Origin of the sequence: Bacillus sp. AFS041924, assembly GCF_002577195.1 — a bacterium.
In the GTDB taxonomy this organism is placed as follows: domain Bacteria; phylum Bacillota; class Bacilli; order Bacillales; family Bacillaceae_G; genus Gottfriedia.
Genome location: NZ_NULG01000116.1, coordinates 39,778 through 57,510, shown reverse-complemented (window position 1 = coordinate 57,510; position 17,733 = coordinate 39,778). Strand labels below are relative to the sequence as shown.

Sequence of the window (17,733 nt, the reverse complement as noted above, 5' to 3'; positions counted from 1 at the left end):
CCATACCTCTCCTTTTTTAACGCTTAATATCATCAAGTGTACCAGCCATTGCCGATAAAATCTCATCTTCTGTTGACATTGGTGTATCCCCTACGATTGTACACGCTAACATTCCTGCTGCTTGAGCAAAGCTAACGGTTTCTTTAGGTGAAAACTCAGCCAATACACCGTGTAGAATACCACTTGTATAAGCATCTCCAGCACCTATTCGATCGTATACGGAAAACGAAATATTTTCAGAGAAATAAAACTCCTCATTCGTGTAAATATATCCCTTTAATGAATGAGTATTGTCACTGTTAATTGCTCGATGCGTTCCGGCTATAGTTTGGATGTCAAATCTTTTGGCAACTTTAGGAATAAGATCTTTTAGCTGAGATTCTCTAGAAGTTTCCTCCGTCTCCATCCCTAGAACATACATCGCATCTTTTTCATTCATCATGACAATATCAGCTAATGCGAGCATATCTTCATAATGAGGTTTAGCTTTACTGTATCCTCCTCCCCATAAGGAAGGTCGGTAATTACAATCAAAACAAACTAATCCACCTGTTTCTTTTACTTTTTTCGCAAGAAATTTCATAGTTTTTCTGACATCATCTGTCATTGCTAATGTAATTCCGCAAAAATGGATAACATCTGCTTGATTGGCAATTTGATCAAGATCATAATCGGTTTGTGACGCTGTATTAAAGCTACTTTCTAACCGATTTGTATAGGTCACACGACTTGAGCGTTGTCCAAAACCATTTTCTAAGAAGTACAGTCCAAGATATTTTCCGCCTCTAGTAATATAATTTCGGTTTATTCCTAATCGTTGTAAGAAGGCAATCGCCGCATCTCCTAATGGATTGTCAGGCAATTTTGTTACTAGTAAGCCATCATGACCTAACTTAGTCATCGCCGAAGCTACATTTACACCTGTTCCTGAGAAAGAATATTGTAATGTGTTTGCCTGTGCCAGTAGTTCATACCCTGGCACCTGCAATCGCATCATTACTTCTCCGAAAGCAACAATCTGTTTACGCATATTTTTCAACCAGATTTTTAGTCATTGCTAATAATTTTCTTACATCCTCAGGATTAGTTTTTCCAGTTTCTGCATTAATAATTGATGAATAGACGTGTGGAATAATTTTAGATACTTTTTCTTCCAAAGCAATTTCTAAAATTTCTTCAAAATTCTCTAAATCAATGCCACCTGTAGGCTCAAGCGCAAACCCTTCTTCACCACAAGCTTTAGCTACAGCACGGTACTCGTCCACATGCTTTAACCCTTTCATCGGGAAGTATTTTATTGCATTTCCTCCCATGTCACGAATTAATGCAATGGCAGATTTGATTGGAACAATTGCTGTTTCGCTTGCAGCACTTACAGGACCAGTAGAAATATTTACGTAACCAACTTTTCCAGTCGGTGATACTAGGGAATTTATCCAGCTATCTTTCTCTCCTAAATTAGCGCGTGTTGCACCAACCGCTGGAAATACTTGGTTGATATGGCTACCTGGGTAGTATTTTGCAATTTCAGCTACAACTGCAGCTTGTCTGTTATCACCTGCACCTAGACCAATCGATACAGCCTCATCGATTGCAGCACCGTATTCCTTCATTGCTGTAACAGCAGCCTCTACAGTTGGATAATCCTTTGAAAGAACCCCAACTAATACATGACCTTCTGCAGCTTCGAAAACTTCAACTGCATTTTCAATACTATTTGCTAATACATTTAATGCTACTCGGTTGTTATAAAAACGTTTTTCAATATTTGTCATTGTTCTCTTCCTCCTAAAATTGCTCTTAACCTTGCTTCGATTACATAAATATCATCTGATTGTAATGGGCGTGGATCAATATCGAAAAACCCTTGACGAACTCCATAATCACGTGTGTAAATCGCTATATTTCCATTCTTAAGCTTATCATTGACTTCTTTCGCTGTAGTTTTCGTTAAGACAGGATCGATATGAATTCGGGCTCTAAAAATTGCGCGACCAGCTTCATCTTGTACAATCACTACTTTAACTCCATCAATTGATTCTAATGATTTTAAAACTTGTAAACTAGCTTTTTCGTTTTCACTATTGTCTGTTTTGACAAAATACTCATCCAAAGCCTGTAATAGTCCAAAAGTCGTTTCTTTTCCGACCTTCATACTTCTCCCGATACAATGTAATTGAACTTTTAACCATTCGATATATTTTTGTTTACCTGCAACAATACCTGATGTAGGTCCTTCAATTGCTTTCGAACCACTATATATTGCTAAATCGGAAACTTTAACATATTTTTGTAAATCCTCTTCAGCGGCTGCATCTACAATTAATGGAACATTATTTGCTTGAGCTACTTCCCATGCCTCTTCAACAGAAATCATATTTTTTTGAACAGCATGATGAGATTTCACATATAAAATTGCAGCTGTATTTTCATTTATAGCATCTGCAATGTGCTCTACTTTCCCTTCATTTGCATATCCTACTTCTACTAATTTACCTCCACCAAGGAAAACCATCGTCTCTACTGGAGCACCATACTGTACGTTATGTCCTTTTAACATTACGATTTCATTTTTTTGAATTGATTCTTGGTGTAATCTTTCGCTTTTACGTCTGTTTCCTTCAGTAACAATTGCTGCGACTGAAAGAGCAATCCCACTTGAAGCCGAGTTAACAACTACTGCTGCCTCTGAGCGAAGTAGACCTGCAATATGATTTCCAGCTTTATCAACTAAATCTGAAATTTCAACGTAATTTTGTCCACCAATTTTCATAGCTTCCATGACAGTGTCCGTAGGAGCGGAAACACCTAAAATACTCATCCTACCACTTGCATTTATAACCCTTTTCAAACCATATTTAGCATTCAACGTGTTCTCCATTAATAACCACTCCTTTTACTACGATTTTTTGTTCAGCTTTACGCTCTTCTCCTTCAGAATCTAGTAATGATGTTACTCCATCCTCAACAGTAAATAGTGTAAGGTTTGCAAGATCTCCTACTGAAATTCTTCCAAGCTCTGGTTTATTTAGCCACTTTGCAGCATTAACTGTAACCGCATCAATAATCTCTTCTAGTGAATAACCTAGGTATAAAAATTTCGATAAGACATGTGACATACTGTAAACTGGTCCATTTAATCGATTTTTCCGATAAATATCTGTACTAATCGTATCGAATTTAATACCCTGCTCTTTAGCTTGTAACGCTGTTTTAAAGGAAAAACTTGCATTCCCGTGCCCAACATCTAAATGAACACCTCGTTTGATTGCCTCCAAAAACTTAGGTAGAGGTTTACCATTTTCATCAAACAAATTATTAGCCTTTCCATTTAAGTAGTGCGTAATAATATCCTTATTTTCTAGTAAGTCTAGAACATCATTAATATCCGGTGGACCTGAACCGATATGAACCATGAGCGGTAAATCCGTTTCATTCGAGAACTTCCGAGCTAATTTTAATGGTTCAACTCCATTTGAACCTACTACACTTTTGCTGATCCTTGCCTTCAGTCCGACGATAAAATCTTTATGTTCAATAATTGTCTTTTTAAGTTCATCTTCATCTAACCAAGATAAATCAGATAACTCGTCAATTCGTTTTAAACCAATTCGCGAAATATTTAAAAAAGCGAATACATTTGTTTTTGACTTTTTACAGCTATTCACCAATTTTGACATATGATCAGCACCGGTGCTGCCAGCATCAACAATTGTTGTTACCCCTGTTTTATAGCCAATCTCGTCCACATCATCTCCATATGGCTCAAAATCAGCAAATGCATGGACATGCATATCAATCCAACCGCTGGAAACAAATACCTTGTTCTTGTAATCTACTATTTTTTCACCATTACAAGTTCCAGCAGCTACAATATCCATAATTTTTTTATTTTCCACTACGATATCTACAGAACTTCCATTTAGCATTTTTACATTCTGCAGTATGAAATGATTCGTCATTTCCCTCATCCTTTTTAAGTAAACGAATTAATTGATAAATGTATTCGTTTACAACTATCTTGTTTATTATTCCAATGTAGAATAACATCTAATTTAACATTAGTCAATATAACGTTATAATGTTTAATTTTTTTTTATTCCGTTTCTTTTAATTTTGCTCCATTTCCTATTTCTCTTATACTGAACAAAGTCAATTAAAGTCCCGATTTTTCATATCTTGCCTTTAGATTTAAGTTTTTTTTATTAATAGGTTATTTAAGTAGATTGTTGATTTAGATCTGTAATTTATTGACCGAATTAGTTGAATAAGGATTGTTATTATAAAAGGAATTAGAAATATGTCTAAATTTAAACAGTGAGGTAAATTTAATTGATAAAAAAAGGAAACAAAAAAAGCTTGTAGACATGGAGAAAACTCCAATTTGTCTACAAACTAAATTCTTTATAAACACTCTATTTATTTAATTCCCAACTCATTTTTAATGTCTTCAATCGTTTTCCCTTTAAATTTTTGAATCGGTTTTGAGGCATTTTCAACATATTGATTTTGCATTAAATAATTTTTTTCAAACAATGCAAAGTCCTTTGCATCTACTACTTTATCAAAATTGATATCAGCACTTCGTTTATTTATTCCCCAATATGTTTGAAGATATAATGCGTCCATTAGATCAACGACATTGTCTTTATTAATATCTCCTGCTATTTCTCTTACTGTAGGATAAGAAATATTTTCACCTATATTAATTTCTCGATCTTTTCGTCCAATTTCCATAGGCGTATATGTTGTAAAATGACCAGGAACATCAATGATAACGGTATATAATTGTTCTGTAATTGGCAGTTTACTAAATACGACGTTGCCATTCTTTTGAATTTCACCATAATATAATTTACCTTTAGCGTCTTTCGCTGTGACTTCTGCATCAATTGTCGTGTAGTCAATGGCAAAATTAAAACTCCCATTTGAATTTAATAATCCTTCTGCATTTAGCTTTGCTGTTGCCGTTGAATAAGCGGGATAACTAGGTAATAATCCAACTTGAGTATACGGACTTACTGTTTTTCCACTACTATCTTTGTAATTAGAAGAAGTGATTATGAAAAATATAGAATTAACATTAACAAATTCATTAGCGTTCGTATCTACTTGCATATCAAATAAAGGCAGATCGCCGCTTAAACCTTCTCCAGATGTTTTTAAATTAATCGTATTTGATTTACTTGTAGTTCCTGTTGAAGTCGCTGTAAACTGTGTATCTTCGGATAAAGATACATTTTTATTAAATACAACAGATTTAAAATATCTTGAATTGTAGTCAAACTTGATTGTTAAATCCTTTGCTTGTTGCAAGCCATGTGCATAGAACGTATAGGTTAATTGATCACCCATTGTAAAAGAATCTTTATTTGGTTTTGCATAAATATATTGCGTTCCTGGCTTTATATAGTAAACGACTTTAGCCATCGTTGAGTTTCCTGCTCTATCCGACGCTACATATTGTAGCATATGGACTGGATTTGAAGATTCCACAGAGACTTCTTTCTTAAACTTACCATTAGAATCAGCAGTAATACCAATCGCCGGAGAGTTAGGACCATACCATGCATTATTATTGGCTTGTGTTACATTCATTCCATTGGCTTCCATTTCAATAGCTTCATTATCTATTATACTTCCAGATAAAGTAACTGTTTTTTGGCCAGGTGCTAATTCTACAAATGGTAGTTCTCCTTTAGGTAGAGCATTCGTGTCATCCAGTTTAAAGTCTGGACGGTTATTGTCTATATATACTTGATTCGTTGTAATAAACTGTTTACCGTCGATGGTTGTGCCAATTACTTTTATTTTATACAAACCATCCGTTGCTAAAATTGATGTAGCTCCTATCGGTTTCTTAGAATTTCCTGTAAATGGAAAATATCTTCCTGCAAATGCTTTTTGAAGGTAATAATCCTTATCTATTCCTGCACTTGAAATATTTGCAGTTCCGATAATTCCCATTTCCTTATTTGTTTTTGAATCTACTAAAATAAAATCCATTGTTTGCATAGGTGAATTAATTTTAAAATCTAAATCCGACGCCTTTACACTATAAGGTGCATTTGCTCGATTTGTAGAGATGCTTGGTGAATGAACTTTGAAATATTCAAATCCTTCTTTTACTAGACGGAAGCCAAACGGAATTTGATAATTGTCATCTGGATCCTTCTCATTGACTACATGAATATATCCTTCATATGTCCCTTTATTCGCAGTTGAAGGAATGTTTAGTTTTGCTGTAATCAATTCCTGGCTATCCGCTTCGATTTTAATGTTTTTTGGTACGGTTACGCTAACCCCATTCGCTATTGCATCTAAAGACCCTCGAGTTCCAACATTATATTCGACTGAAATAGAATACTTTTCCGTTTTATAAGAGTGATTTTTTATTGAAATTTTCGTTTTTTTTGTAAGATCATTTTTATTTAATGGAATAAACCCATAGCTAAGTCCACCAGTTTGCTCTTCAATCATTATTTTTTCATTATTTTTAATAAATGGCGTTTTATCTTGAACTACTAATTCAAGTCTTGAAAAAATAGCTTCATAGGGGTCAACTCTCCCAGCCCCAACCTCAAATACACTATAATCACTTCTTAAGGGATCTGCTGTATTCATTAATACCGTCTTAATATCTGCTGGAGTATAGTCTGGATGTGCTTGCAATAGTAAGGCAGCAATACCAGTGACATGTGGTGTTGCCATCGATGTTCCAGACATTCTCAAATACGAAGATGAATAATCTGTTATATCATTTTTGTTATTGATATAGGAAGGAACCGTCGATATAATATCTACCCCCGGTGCTGTAACTTCAGGTTTAATATCATATAGTGTTCCTGAAGGACCTCTAGAGCTAAAGCTAGCAAGATTATCACCTGGTATTACTGCCTCTCCAATAGTACCTAGGGTAACTGAAGTTGTTCCACTGATAAATAATTCATTTAACGCCAATCCGTCTTTATTTGTCATTGAAAATACTGGTATATTATCATTGCTTTCTCCCAAATAATATGGAATTTGTCCTTCATCCGCATTATTATTGTATATAATTACACCAGCAGCACCGTATTGTTTTGCATAGTTCATTTTATCTACAAGCGCATACGTACCTCGTGCAACAAATGCTATCTTACCTTGAACATTTTTTCCTGCGTAATCTGTTGCTCCACCCTCTCCAACATTAACAATATCAAATGTTTTTCCAGACATATTCGTAAAATCATCTGTCCATTTTTTCGTCATTAATTGTAACTTGCTTTCAGTTTCTTTACCGTTTACTAAAAATTTGCTGCCAAATGTAGTAACTTTCGTTGAAACAGAACTCGCCCCAACTGTTAATGCAAGTGCTGCTGCACCTGGTGAACCTAATGTGGACATACTCTCTCCAGAATTTCCTGCTGCAACCACAGCTGTAACACCATTTAATACTGCATTATCTATTGCTAGACTCGTTGCTTCTAATGGATCATTTATTGTCGAACCTAATGATAGATTAATAACATTCATTCCATCAGCAACAGAACGATCAATACCTGCGATTACAGCTGAATTCGAACCAGAACCATATGGACCTAAAACGCGGTATACATACAAGTCTGAATCTGGTGCTACTCCCTTGACTTTATAATCAGAACTGTTCTTCGCTTGACCGGCAATCGTTCCTGAAACATGCGTCCCGTGCTTCGTATAATAAGCATTTCCATTAACAAATTCAGCTTTTTTTGAAACTTTCCATTGATCGTATGTAGTTTCCATTGGATCGTTGTCATTATCTACAAAATCATAACCACCTTTGTATGCATCCTTTAAATCAGGATGGTTATAATCAATACCAGTGTCAATTACACCGATTTTTATATTTTTCCCTGTAAATCCTTCATCATGTAACTTATCAATCTTTAAAAAAGGTAAACTATCAACCTTAGTTTGTTCCTTTACTTCTGCTTTATCAACAGGTGGTTGAATTTGGATTATTGTATCACTATAAACAGCTTTAACAGTATCCAATTCCAACAAGTCCTTAACTTGATTTGCAGGAAGAGTCATAGAAACACCGTTAAACGCATTTTGATATGTATATTTAATTCGAAATCCTTCTTTACCAGATTTCTCTTTTTTTCCTAATTTTTCTTGTAATTCCTGCTTAAACTTAGTGTGTGACTTAGTTACATTTTCTTTCGCCTTCTCTAATGAAATTGATTCCCCTTCTGTAGCTTTCTCTAATTGAGCTACTTTCGCTGGATGTTCTTTAAATTCAACAATTACCGAAACATCTTTTTCACTAGTTAAATCGATGTCATCGGATAAGCGTAAACCAGTTTTTGAATCAGCTAGATCTAATTGATGTAATGCCTCTCGTTGCTCAGCTGTAAGAGATTGAAGAATAATTTCTGCTTCATTTGAAATCGCATATGCTGGCTTTTTTGTAACCAAGGTAGATCCCAAAATTGTACTACTAGCTAAAGCAATTACAGATGTGGTTTGAAAAATTTTACTACTTAACCCCTTCATTAAATACCCCCTACTTTCTTCTAAAATTAATAATTGCAAAATAAGACAAAAATAAGTGTTTTTTTCAGAAAAATCACTTAATTTAAATTATAGCCATATTTTTCTTGAAAAGTATTGGGGGATTTTACCACATACTAATTTACAAAAAAAATAAAACCAATGTCGTATTTAGTAAAACAAAGTAAAAAAAAGGTATTTTATATAGAATCTTGTAGTTTTATGTAAAATTTCCATAAAGTCATTTGGGGGAATATTATATTCTAAACCTATAATTTATCCAAATAGTAAGAAAATGACCATAATTTTAAACCGATGTTGTTTTTATCTTCAAATAAAAAAAGAACTTCAAATAAGAAAAACATAGGGAGTTTTTAGTCTTCCTATGTTTTCATTCAACTTATTTATCTGTTTGTTTTTGCTTCTTTTTCAAATACTCCGCACGCATTTTTTCAAGTTGCTGCTTTTTATCAAATTTGGCAGGCGTCTGTTTTTCATGAAACTTTGTCACAGCCATTTGACCTTTAGTATCCAATTGATATTTTCCCACTATGTTCACCTACTTTTCTTCTCTTTAAAGAGCATCTATTCACCAAATATAATATACCTTATTTTACTGAATTAATCCTATTACTTTATTAGTATACTGCTAACCTTGCATATATCAGTAAAAACATTAACGTAGTAAAATAATTCATTGCCAAATGGTATTCATACTATTTCTTTTTCTTGGGTATGCAAAACTTAACAGGTCATCAGATTGTATTGCTAAGCTATGTTGATCCATTTGTAGCTATATTGATTTCAGAATCTATTTTAACATAATTTTAATTATCAATTTCAATGTGATTTATATTTTAACTATTTTGCCATTAATCCCAACAAAAAAACGAGCTTCTGACAACTCGTTTTCTTCAACTAAAGCATCATTTAGTTGTATTAGCTTAGGTATATTTTTTTCGAAATCTTCAATTAATTTATCTAATTTATATTCTATATTTTGTAGTAATTGTCTGTATTTAGCTTGATTTCTAATTCTTCTTTATATGCCACCCGCTAAATAGACTCCTCTAAAACTGGAAAGGTTAATAGATACTATACGTTTACATTAAGAGCAGCAAACACCATGAAGAATCCAAAAAATACCCCGATTATTGGGACAAACAATACAATATTAGACTTTTGGAAATGGGCATTTCCAAATGTACAAACAAACTCATTAAGAGGGAAATTTGCAGAGTTTTTAGTGGGGAATGCAATAGGAGCAGCAAACAAGCCGAGAATAGAGATTTAAATAAACATTATCCAAAACAAAAAACACTAAGATTAAATTCTTTTTAAAAAATAGCAAAGCCAATCACTTATGGAGAATTATAAAAAGCAGTGAGATAAATGTTTAAAAAAGGCCCACCTTTGCACATAACCCTATCAAGTAGACAATGAATAAAAGAGTATATTAAGCTGCGACCCTTTCTCGATATGCCATCGGGGAAAGGTCGTTTCATTTTTCTTGGAATCGATCATTGTTATAACAATAAATATTTTCCTGAATCGCCTTTGCTGCTTACACCTTGTTTTCGGGTTCACCAAATACAACTTTTCCGTTTTTAAATAAGAAAAGAAGCTCTTGATACAAGCGTTATCGTAAAAGTTACCTTTCCTAGAACGAACGACTTACTTCCCTTCGTTAATAAATTCATTCTTTTCTTCTTTAACGAATAGGTACAGGTACCAATGCTATTATTTATCAAAAGAAAGTAATTATACTAAAAAAGTATTTTAAATAGTGGTTAAAATTACCAAGATAGTTTTAGTTATTACTACTAAAACTAATCAAGTACTTATCAGTACTTTTTCTAAAAGAGAAGGGTGGTGAATTAAAATGAAAAGATTTTGTTTAGTACTATTTTCTTTATTCTTATCGATATCAGTTTTAACTAATAATGTTTTAGCTGCAAACGTCAATACTGATGAATTTAATACTAATAATCGATACAATTCTATTGGTGATATGAATAATGATCGATACGATCAAGATAATTTGACTAATAATCGTTATAATCCAAGTAATATGACTAATCGATATAACCCAACACCTGTTACTAACACTACAACTACAGATGATGTTAATGATAATAATTGGGGTTGGCTTGGATTACTAGGACTAGTTGGATTACTAGGTTTTAGAAGAAAAACGCATGAAAACAGAGTATAATTACTTTAGCCAAAGATTTGTAACATCATCCTTTAAAATTTTATCTGTAGGAATTGATCCTTTCTAAAAAAGAACTGTTTATGGGGCTGTTGAAAAAATGGGAAAGGAGTTAATTCTCCTTTCCTCAGACTGCTCGCCAAACGCTGCGATAGGACGTGTTATCGTTCTTCTACTTCCAGTTTTTCCAAAGCAATTTTCACGAAAAGGGCTAAATTCATAAAAAAATGAGCTTCTCGATGTATTAAAACAGTAAACAGTTGAGAAGCTCTTTTTCATTTTAACAATTAATCACCAATATTTTTCCATCAAAGTCCTTGACCAATCAGATTGTTTTATCTCACCTTTAGGAAGAAACTCTTTCATGATAGGTTTGATATCAATAATTGGAGTTCCATCGATTGCATCCAACCCTCTTACTGTAAGTATGCGGCCAGTATGTTTTAAAAGTTCTACAGATGTTAACCCTAATTTATTTGGCCTGTTTTTACCTCTTTGTGCAAAAATTCCTACCTTAGGATACTGAAGATTATTTCTAGGGTGTCTTGCATTATATTGAATCATTTCATCAGTCACTTTGTTAAAATAAAAAATTATTTCTAAATGTGAAAAATCACTAATACCACTCAACGCTTCTTCATCAAACTGATCATCTAACTCAATTTCAGAGATAATCGAACCCCAATGATCATCTTCAATTTCTTTTCTTGAATTTTTAACATAAGCAATCGGATTAATTGTATATGGCATTTTCAATCTCCTAACTTAATGTATTTTACTTTCTATTATACAGAAACTATTAAATCCTAGTTTCATAGTTTTACAAATTAACGTAAAAAAGTATGCAATAATTAGCATACTTTTTTAAATAATATATTAATTTCTACCCTTCATTTTTAGCGGTGCATTTTTCATCATTGGAAATGTTAAGGCCTGAAGGATCATTCCTAATATTCCAATGGATGTAAAAATATTTATCGTCTTAATTTTTAAAATCCATGAAAGCATATCTGCAGTTATACCATTTATAGATAAGAACGTCATGAATATGCTTAGTATAACTAACGCAATTAAGAAATAAAGAATACCCAATCTTCTTATTACTACAGCAATAAAAGAAGAGAGACCTAGGATGATAAATCCAATCATAAGGTCGGTCCAGTAATACGTAAAAAAGTGATAATCTGATGAAATTAATCTACCTGGATGAAAAAATTGAAAACTATTTATCCCTTTATCTAATAGAATTTTCATAAAGAAGTAAAGTATATTTAAATAAGTAATACTTGTAATGACCATTACTACTGCCATAATATTATATGATTTTAAAAATTGGATTCTAGTACTGCCTAATCCAATTGCAACTTGAAAAGGTATGACCAATGATGCAACACCAAACGTAGCTATTCCTCCATAAGTCGGTCCAAACAGGGCTGCACCAGTTTGCAAAGGAATATTAAAGATTATACTAATTAATAGATAGACAACAGCCAAAAATAAAGTAATGAACGAAAATATTTTAAAATACCAACCAAACTCATCAATTACAAGTTGATAAGTACCTCTTATAGACCTCATTGTTTCACCTCTTTATTTTTATTGATTGTTTTATTTATTAAATAGTCTTGTAAAGTTGCTTTTTCAATTGAAAGACGATATTCTTCAGCGATATTCTTCCAATTAGCAGTGAATAACTCATCGATCATTACTTTTTGAGTTGAACTAATTTTGGTAGAATCCAATATCGATACATTTTTCGTTACATGATTGATTGAATCTATATCGCCCGAAAGAATAATTCCTTTTTCTCTCATTACTTCCATTTGTTCATGAAATAGAACTTTTCCTTGATTTATTACAACGATTGTTTCACATAAAGGTTGAATTTCTTCAATATGATGTGTAGAAAGTAAGATCAACCTTGGATTTTCTTCGTAACTTTCCATTAATGCATCGTAAAACTGCTTTCTTTTTACCGCATCCAAACCATTCGTTGGCTCATCTAGAACCGTTATTTTTGCATTACTAGCTAACCCTAAGATGATTTGGGCAGCAGTTTTCATTCCTTTTGAAAATTTAGCAATTTTCTTCCTTAATGGTAATTCAAAAAGTTCAACTAAATGTTCTGCGAATTGTTGATCCCAGTTAGGATGAAAGTACTCTCCATATTTTAATAGATCTTTTATTCGCCAATTATGGCCAAATGGATGATTTTCTTGTATATAGCATATATTTTTTAGTGCATTTAGATTATTATAAGGTTCTTCTCCTAATATTTTTACCGAACCTTCATTAGGTTTATAGTGTCCAGCTAACAAACTCATTAAAGTTGTTTTCCCAGTACCATTTCTTCCCCATAAAGCAATTATACTCGGCTCTGTTTCAATTAAATTAAAATCAGATAAAACCGGTGTATTTTTATACCCATACGTCAAATTTTTTATTTCAATCAATAGTTTCTCCCCCTAATTAGAATCTTTTTTTCTTTTTATCAATTCAATCACCATTTCTTCATTTAAATGAATTCTCTCGGCTTCTTTAAGTAAAGGGGCAACATATTCTTCATAAAACTGCTGTTTGCGCTCTATAATTAACTTTTCTCTCGCACCTGTTGAAACAAACATACCAACACCTCTTTGTTTAAAAATGATTTCCTTATCAACTAATGCTTGAAGACCTTTCCGCGCTGTCGCAGGATTAATATTAAAAAAGCGAGATAATTCATTTGTTGAAGGTACTTGTTCCCCTTCTTTAATTCTTCCATCTATAATTTCGTCCATAATCATAACCGCAATTTGTTGGAATATTGGCTGTGATTCATCTAATGTCGGTTTCATTAGCACCTTCCTTTCTCAGTTGGTTAGTTATTCAGTTGGTTACTTATGTAACTAACCATACTACTCTTTAAATCATATGTAAAGTTTTTTATTTAAGTACGCCTATTTTTTGTGTAAAAAAAAAAGCTTATTGCGTATAAACAATAAGTTCTATGTTTTATTTGATTTTTATTTTTCCTGAATTCTTCCGTTTATACAATTTTTACCTTCTAAATAGATTGGTGACTCACTTAAAGGTAAAACTTTAACAGATTTATATACATACTTGTATAACTACTCGTATTACCAGGTAACACATTAATTAGATGACTACTTTTACTAATTACTTCTATTATTAATGGGCCAGTACTACTTTCACTATTATAGATTGAAACTGTTGCTAATGCAGTTAAGTCTCCACCTAAACTCCACAGTTCAACTGGATTTTCAAAACCTTCTTGAATCAAAATATTACCGCAAAGATCAACTGGAATGCATGGATCACACTTTGGAGTATCGATTTAATGTTCAAGAATAGCATATAAGATCTAAAATTAGTTCATCATTGATAAAAAAGAATATTCTTATTTTATTACTTGGATATACTTTGTTTATAACTTGCTTACTAATTGTTTCATCAAACGCTGAATTCTAGTATAATAGATAGGATGTAAAAATTTGTTTATGATCTTTGATTTAGAAAGGACTTTATAATAGATGGCAAATAAAGAATTAATTAATCAAGTTGCTAAGCGCCGTATCTTTGGGATTATCTCTCACCCGGATGCTGGTAAAACAACATTAACAGAAAAATTACTACTTCATGGTGGAGCAATTCGTGAAGCTGGAACTGTAAAAGCTCAAAAAAATTCAAAATATGCAAAATCTGACTGGATGGAAATAGAAAAGCAACGTGGAATTTCTGTAACCTCTTCAGTTATGCAATTTGAATATGATGATAAAATGGTATCAATCATGGATACTCCTGGTCATAACGATTTTGGTGAAGATACATATCGTGTACTAACTTCTGTTGACTCTGCTGTGATGGTAATTGATGCAGCAAAAGGTATCGAAGCACAAACTAAAAAACTTTTCCAAGTTTGTCGTATGCGTGGTATCCCTATTTTTACTTTTATGAATAAATTAGACCGCCAAGCGAAAGATCCATTAGAATTAATGGAAGAATTAGAAGAAGTTCTAGGTATGCCATCTGTTGCAGTTACTTGGCCTATCGGTAGTGGGATGCAATTTGAAGGTGTATTTGACCGATTAGAAAATGAAGTTCATCTTTTCCGTAAAGATGAAGTAATTAAGCTTGGTCAAGACGGCGTGCACGGTCCTGAATTAGAAGCTTATTTAGAGCCTTCAAATTTAGAAAATTTACGAGATGAAGTTGATCTTTTAGAAGGTGCAGGAAATGAATTCAATCTTGATTTAGTACAAGCTGGTGAACTTACGCCTGTTTTCTTTGGAACAGCTTTAGTAGACTTTGGTGTAACACCATTTTTAAATCATTTCTTAGATATGTCACCTGCTCCAGGTCCTCGTAAAACGATTAATGGTGAAGTTAACCCGACAGATGAAGTATTTAGTGGATTTATTTTTAAGATTCAAGCTAATATGAATCCTGCTCACCGTGACCGAATTGCATTTTTACGAATTTGTTCAGGCGTATTTGAAAGAGGAATGAACGTAATACTTTCTCGTACAGGAAAACAAATTAAATTAAGTCAGTCGACACAATTAATGGCTAATGACCGTGAAACGATTGATCGAGCATATGCAGGTGATGTAATCGGTATTTACGATTCAGGTACTTATCAAATCGGTGATACAATTACATCCGGTAAACAAAAATTATTCTTTGAGCCATTACCAACTTTCCCACCTGAGCTATTCTTACGAGTAAGCCCAGTTAACTCATTAAAATCTAAGCACTTCCATAAAGGTGTTGAGCAATTAGCTCAAGAAGGTGCAATTCAAGTTTATAAAAATGAATTTAATGAGGTCATTTTAGGCGCAGTAGGTCAACTTCAATTTGAAGTTTTTGAATACCGTTTAAAAAATGAATATGGATCTGATATCCGAAAAGACCATGTTGATTATAATATTGCTCGTTGGGTTAAAACTGATGATGTAAAAGGACTTAAGAAGTATCAAGATATGCGAAACATGCTTGTATATGACCGTTTCGAACGTCCACTATTCCTATTTGCGAATGAATTTACGTTCAATCGCTTCAAGGAACGTCATGAGGAATTAGAATTAGTTGACGCTCTTGATGTTAATAATGAAATACAAGTTGATTAATTTAAAAGTGGATGTTTTTACATCCACTTTTTTCATGCTGTAAAATATGAACCAGTCAATTTCGTCTTTATTAAAGCCATTTTCATCGTTAATTAAACCACTTTCACCATTAATTAAGCCACCTTCCATACTTAATTAAGCCACTTTCACAGTTTTTTATGCGGTGTTCACAAACTGTTCGTATTTTTCAATATTCTTTCAATTATACCAACGAAAATAGCCGACCCTACTATAATTACAGTAGTAAGTCGGCTATTAATTTATTATATTACATGTTTTTCTGAATCAATAAAAGTATTCCAGAAGGCATAAATGTAGCAAATTTACCTCCGAGTATAATTACTGCTGATATGATTACTCCACCATTCTTTTCAATGTTTATGCTTTTTTTGAATGATATTGAAACTCGGCCTTCTGCTTAGGTTCTTTAATCGATAAATACACAGCAATAAGAATTAGAATACTTCCTATGAAAAAAGAAAGATTAATATCTTCATTTAATAGAAAGTACCCAAAGATTGTTCCAATTAAAGGCTGTAAAAAGAAAAACAAAGATCCTGTGGATGTATCGATATATTCAAACCCTTTATTCCAAAGATAAAATGCACCTGCTGTTGAGATCGTTCCTAAAAAAACGACTCCAAGCCAAATCCAACTATTAGATGGCAAGTTAGTTAAGTGTTTATTTTGTTCAAAAATCGCAAAAGGCAAAGTAAAAATTACACCAAATACTGTTGCCCAAGTTGTAACCGTTAATGATGAATATTTAGTAGTCTGAACTTTACTTAAAACTGTATATAATGCCCAAGTTATTGCTGCTCCTACTAATATAAGATTACCATAATATGCTCCTGAATTAGCACCACCTTGTGGCAATCCAATTACAACAACTACTCCAATCGTTGCTAAAATTAAAGATAAAATTTTACGGCTATTAATCTTTTCTTTTAAAATGATAAATGCAAAAAATGATATTAGCGCTGGTGAAGCTGAAGTAATTAAGGAGCCCATTGCTGCACCTGAAAGCTTCGTACCGAGAAATTGTAAGCCAATTGAACCAGTATAGCCGACTAAAGCTATGATCGCGATTGGAAATAGATCCTTCTTACTAATTTTCCAGCTTTTTTGGAAAAAGCTAATAATTCCTAATGTTAGTAAAGCTAAAAGAAATCTCATTTCGAGTAAAAGCCATGGGGTTATACTATCTAATACTACTTTACTAACAACATATGTCATTCCCCAAATACTAGCGGCCAACGATAAATACAATGCTCCTTTAAAGAAGTTCATTTAAACACCAACTCCTACCTTATTCCAATCATTTTTCGTAAGTTCAAACATAAATTCAGTTACATATTGGCCTTTAAAATAAGAATTCTCGATTTTTTTTACTTCTTTAAATCCCAATTTTTTTAATAATTTAATGGATGATGCATTACGCTCATCAGCAATTGCGTTTATTTTTACTTTATTTAACTCATTGAATAAATAATTAATTAACCCATTTAAAGCTTCATTTGCATATCCCTTATTCTGATACGATGGTTCTAATGTAAAGCCGACTTCAACTTCATTTGCTGGAGTTAATAAAGTATGCACACCAATGTCACCTATTAGTTGACGATCCATTTTATATTCAATCGCAACTTGAACCCATGAATCTTGAATATTCATTTTAGCGGCTTTTTGTTTTTCAATAAAATCAGTTGCCTGTTCATATGTATAATTCTCCCACCCCTGATAAATCGCCACATCAGGATTTGAACGATATTTATAAAAGTTATTAAGATCTTCATCTTTAAATCTTCTAAGCTTTAATCGACTCGTTTCTATTTCAAAAAATTCTGTTTTCCCCATATTCCACCTCTATAAATT

16 protein-coding genes and 2 pseudogenes are annotated in these 17,733 nt (G+C 32.8%); 4 read left to right on the top strand and 14 right to left on the bottom strand.

Annotation, left to right across the window (positions count from 1 at the left end; all coding sequences use genetic code 11):
- Nucleotides 1–16: 16 nt before the first annotated feature.
- The 6 genes from COC46_RS19215 to COC46_RS22400 form a co-directional block, all read right to left on the bottom strand.
- Entirely contained in the window at nucleotides 17–1,030 is a 1,014-nt protein-coding gene (locus tag COC46_RS19215) for a sugar kinase (RefSeq protein WP_098811518.1), read from the bottom strand.
- Nucleotides 1,023–1,775, bottom strand: coding sequence for a 2-dehydro-3-deoxy-phosphogluconate aldolase (gene dagF / locus COC46_RS19210; protein ID WP_098811517.1), 753 nt, complete (start codon nucleotides 1,773–1,775; stop codon nucleotides 1,023–1,025). The genes COC46_RS19215 and dagF overlap by 8 nt, the downstream gene beginning before the upstream one ends.
- A complete protein-coding gene (locus COC46_RS19205; RefSeq protein ID WP_098811516.1) occupies nucleotides 1,772–2,881 on the bottom strand; it encodes a DgaE family pyridoxal phosphate-dependent ammonia lyase in 1,110 nt (369 codons plus the stop codon). Before COC46_RS19205 ends, dagF begins: the two co-directional genes overlap by 4 nt.
- Nucleotides 2,859–3,962 carry an amidohydrolase/deacetylase family metallohydrolase gene (locus COC46_RS19200; protein WP_098811515.1) on the bottom strand — a complete coding sequence of 368 codons (1,104 nt, stop codon included), beginning with the start codon at nucleotides 3,960–3,962 and terminating at the stop codon, nucleotides 2,859–2,861. The genes COC46_RS19205 and COC46_RS19200 overlap by 23 nt, the downstream gene beginning before the upstream one ends.
- A 457-nt stretch (nucleotides 3,963–4,419) precedes the next feature.
- Entirely contained in the window at nucleotides 4,420–8,520 is a 4,101-nt protein-coding gene (locus COC46_RS23045) for a S8 family serine peptidase (RefSeq protein ID WP_098811514.1), read from the bottom strand.
- 397 nt (nucleotides 8,521–8,917) lie between these two features.
- Complete coding sequence (locus tag COC46_RS22400; RefSeq protein ID WP_098811513.1) at nucleotides 8,918–9,067, bottom strand: hypothetical protein; 150 nt, start codon at nucleotides 9,065–9,067, stop codon at nucleotides 8,918–8,920.
- A 164-nt stretch (nucleotides 9,068–9,231) separates the two neighbouring features.
- On the opposite strand from COC46_RS22400, the pseudogene COC46_RS22895 reads away from it, so the two are divergent.
- Nucleotides 9,232–9,336 (top strand): annotated as a pseudogene (locus COC46_RS22895) (DMT family transporter); the annotation flags it as partial.
- Between the two features lie 307 nt (nucleotides 9,337–9,643).
- A complete protein-coding gene (locus tag COC46_RS22395; RefSeq protein ID WP_176545227.1) occupies nucleotides 9,644–9,811 on the top strand; it encodes a hypothetical protein in 168 nt (55 codons plus the stop codon).
- A 207-nt stretch (nucleotides 9,812–10,018) separates the two neighbouring features.
- On the opposite strand, the pseudogene COC46_RS23160 reads toward COC46_RS22395, so the two are convergent.
- Nucleotides 10,019–10,182, bottom strand: a pseudogene (locus tag COC46_RS23160) (IS3 family transposase); the annotation flags it as partial.
- 217 nt (nucleotides 10,183–10,399) lie between these two features.
- Between COC46_RS23160 and COC46_RS22890 the strand changes: the two are divergent.
- The gene (locus COC46_RS22890; RefSeq protein WP_255294975.1) at nucleotides 10,400–10,732 is read left to right on the top strand and encodes a WGxxGxxG family protein; all 333 of its coding nucleotides are present in this window, start codon (nucleotides 10,400–10,402) and stop codon (nucleotides 10,730–10,732) included.
- Between the two features lie 288 nt (nucleotides 10,733–11,020).
- On the opposite strand, the gene tsaA is transcribed toward COC46_RS22890, so the two are convergent.
- From tsaA to COC46_RS19155, 5 genes are all read right to left on the bottom strand, one after another.
- Nucleotides 11,021–11,479 carry a tRNA (N6-threonylcarbamoyladenosine(37)-N6)-methyltransferase TrmO gene (gene tsaA, locus COC46_RS19175; RefSeq protein ID WP_098811512.1) on the bottom strand — a complete coding sequence of 153 codons (459 nt, stop codon included), beginning with the start codon at nucleotides 11,477–11,479 and terminating at the stop codon, nucleotides 11,021–11,023.
- Nucleotides 11,480–11,605: 126 nt separating this feature from the next.
- Complete coding sequence (locus COC46_RS19170; protein WP_098811511.1) at nucleotides 11,606–12,307, bottom strand: hypothetical protein; 702 nt, start codon at nucleotides 12,305–12,307, stop codon at nucleotides 11,606–11,608.
- Nucleotides 12,304–13,182 carry an ABC transporter ATP-binding protein gene (locus COC46_RS19165; RefSeq protein WP_098811510.1) on the bottom strand — a complete coding sequence of 293 codons (879 nt, stop codon included), beginning with the start codon at nucleotides 13,180–13,182 and terminating at the stop codon, nucleotides 12,304–12,306. Before COC46_RS19165 ends, COC46_RS19170 begins: the two co-directional genes overlap by 4 nt.
- A 12-nt stretch (nucleotides 13,183–13,194) precedes the next feature.
- Nucleotides 13,195–13,566 carry a GntR family transcriptional regulator gene (locus tag COC46_RS19160; RefSeq protein WP_098811509.1) on the bottom strand — a complete coding sequence of 124 codons (372 nt, stop codon included), beginning with the start codon at nucleotides 13,564–13,566 and terminating at the stop codon, nucleotides 13,195–13,197.
- 230 nt (nucleotides 13,567–13,796) lie between these two features.
- On the bottom strand, nucleotides 13,797–14,039 hold the full coding sequence (locus tag COC46_RS19155; RefSeq protein ID WP_369700069.1) for an S-Ena type endospore appendage: 243 nt from the start codon (nucleotides 14,037–14,039) through the stop codon (nucleotides 13,797–13,799).
- 223 nt (nucleotides 14,040–14,262) lie between these two features.
- Here COC46_RS19155 and COC46_RS19150 point away from each other — a divergent pair, with 223 nt between their 5' ends.
- The gene (locus COC46_RS19150) at nucleotides 14,263–15,858 is read left to right on the top strand and encodes a peptide chain release factor 3 (RefSeq protein ID WP_098811507.1); all 1,596 of its coding nucleotides are present in this window, start codon (nucleotides 14,263–14,265) and stop codon (nucleotides 15,856–15,858) included.
- 378 nt (nucleotides 15,859–16,236) lie between these two features.
- Here COC46_RS19150 and COC46_RS19145 read toward each other — a convergent pair whose 3' ends face one another.
- Together COC46_RS19145 and COC46_RS19140 are read right to left on the bottom strand one after the other, a co-directional pair.
- The gene (locus tag COC46_RS19145) at nucleotides 16,237–17,148 is read right to left on the bottom strand and encodes a DMT family transporter (RefSeq protein ID WP_098811506.1); all 912 of its coding nucleotides are present in this window, start codon (nucleotides 17,146–17,148) and stop codon (nucleotides 16,237–16,239) included.
- Complete coding sequence (locus tag COC46_RS19140) at nucleotides 17,149–17,715, bottom strand: GNAT family N-acetyltransferase (protein ID WP_098811505.1); 567 nt, start codon at nucleotides 17,713–17,715, stop codon at nucleotides 17,149–17,151.
- Between the last annotated feature and the right edge of the window lie 18 nt (nucleotides 17,716–17,733).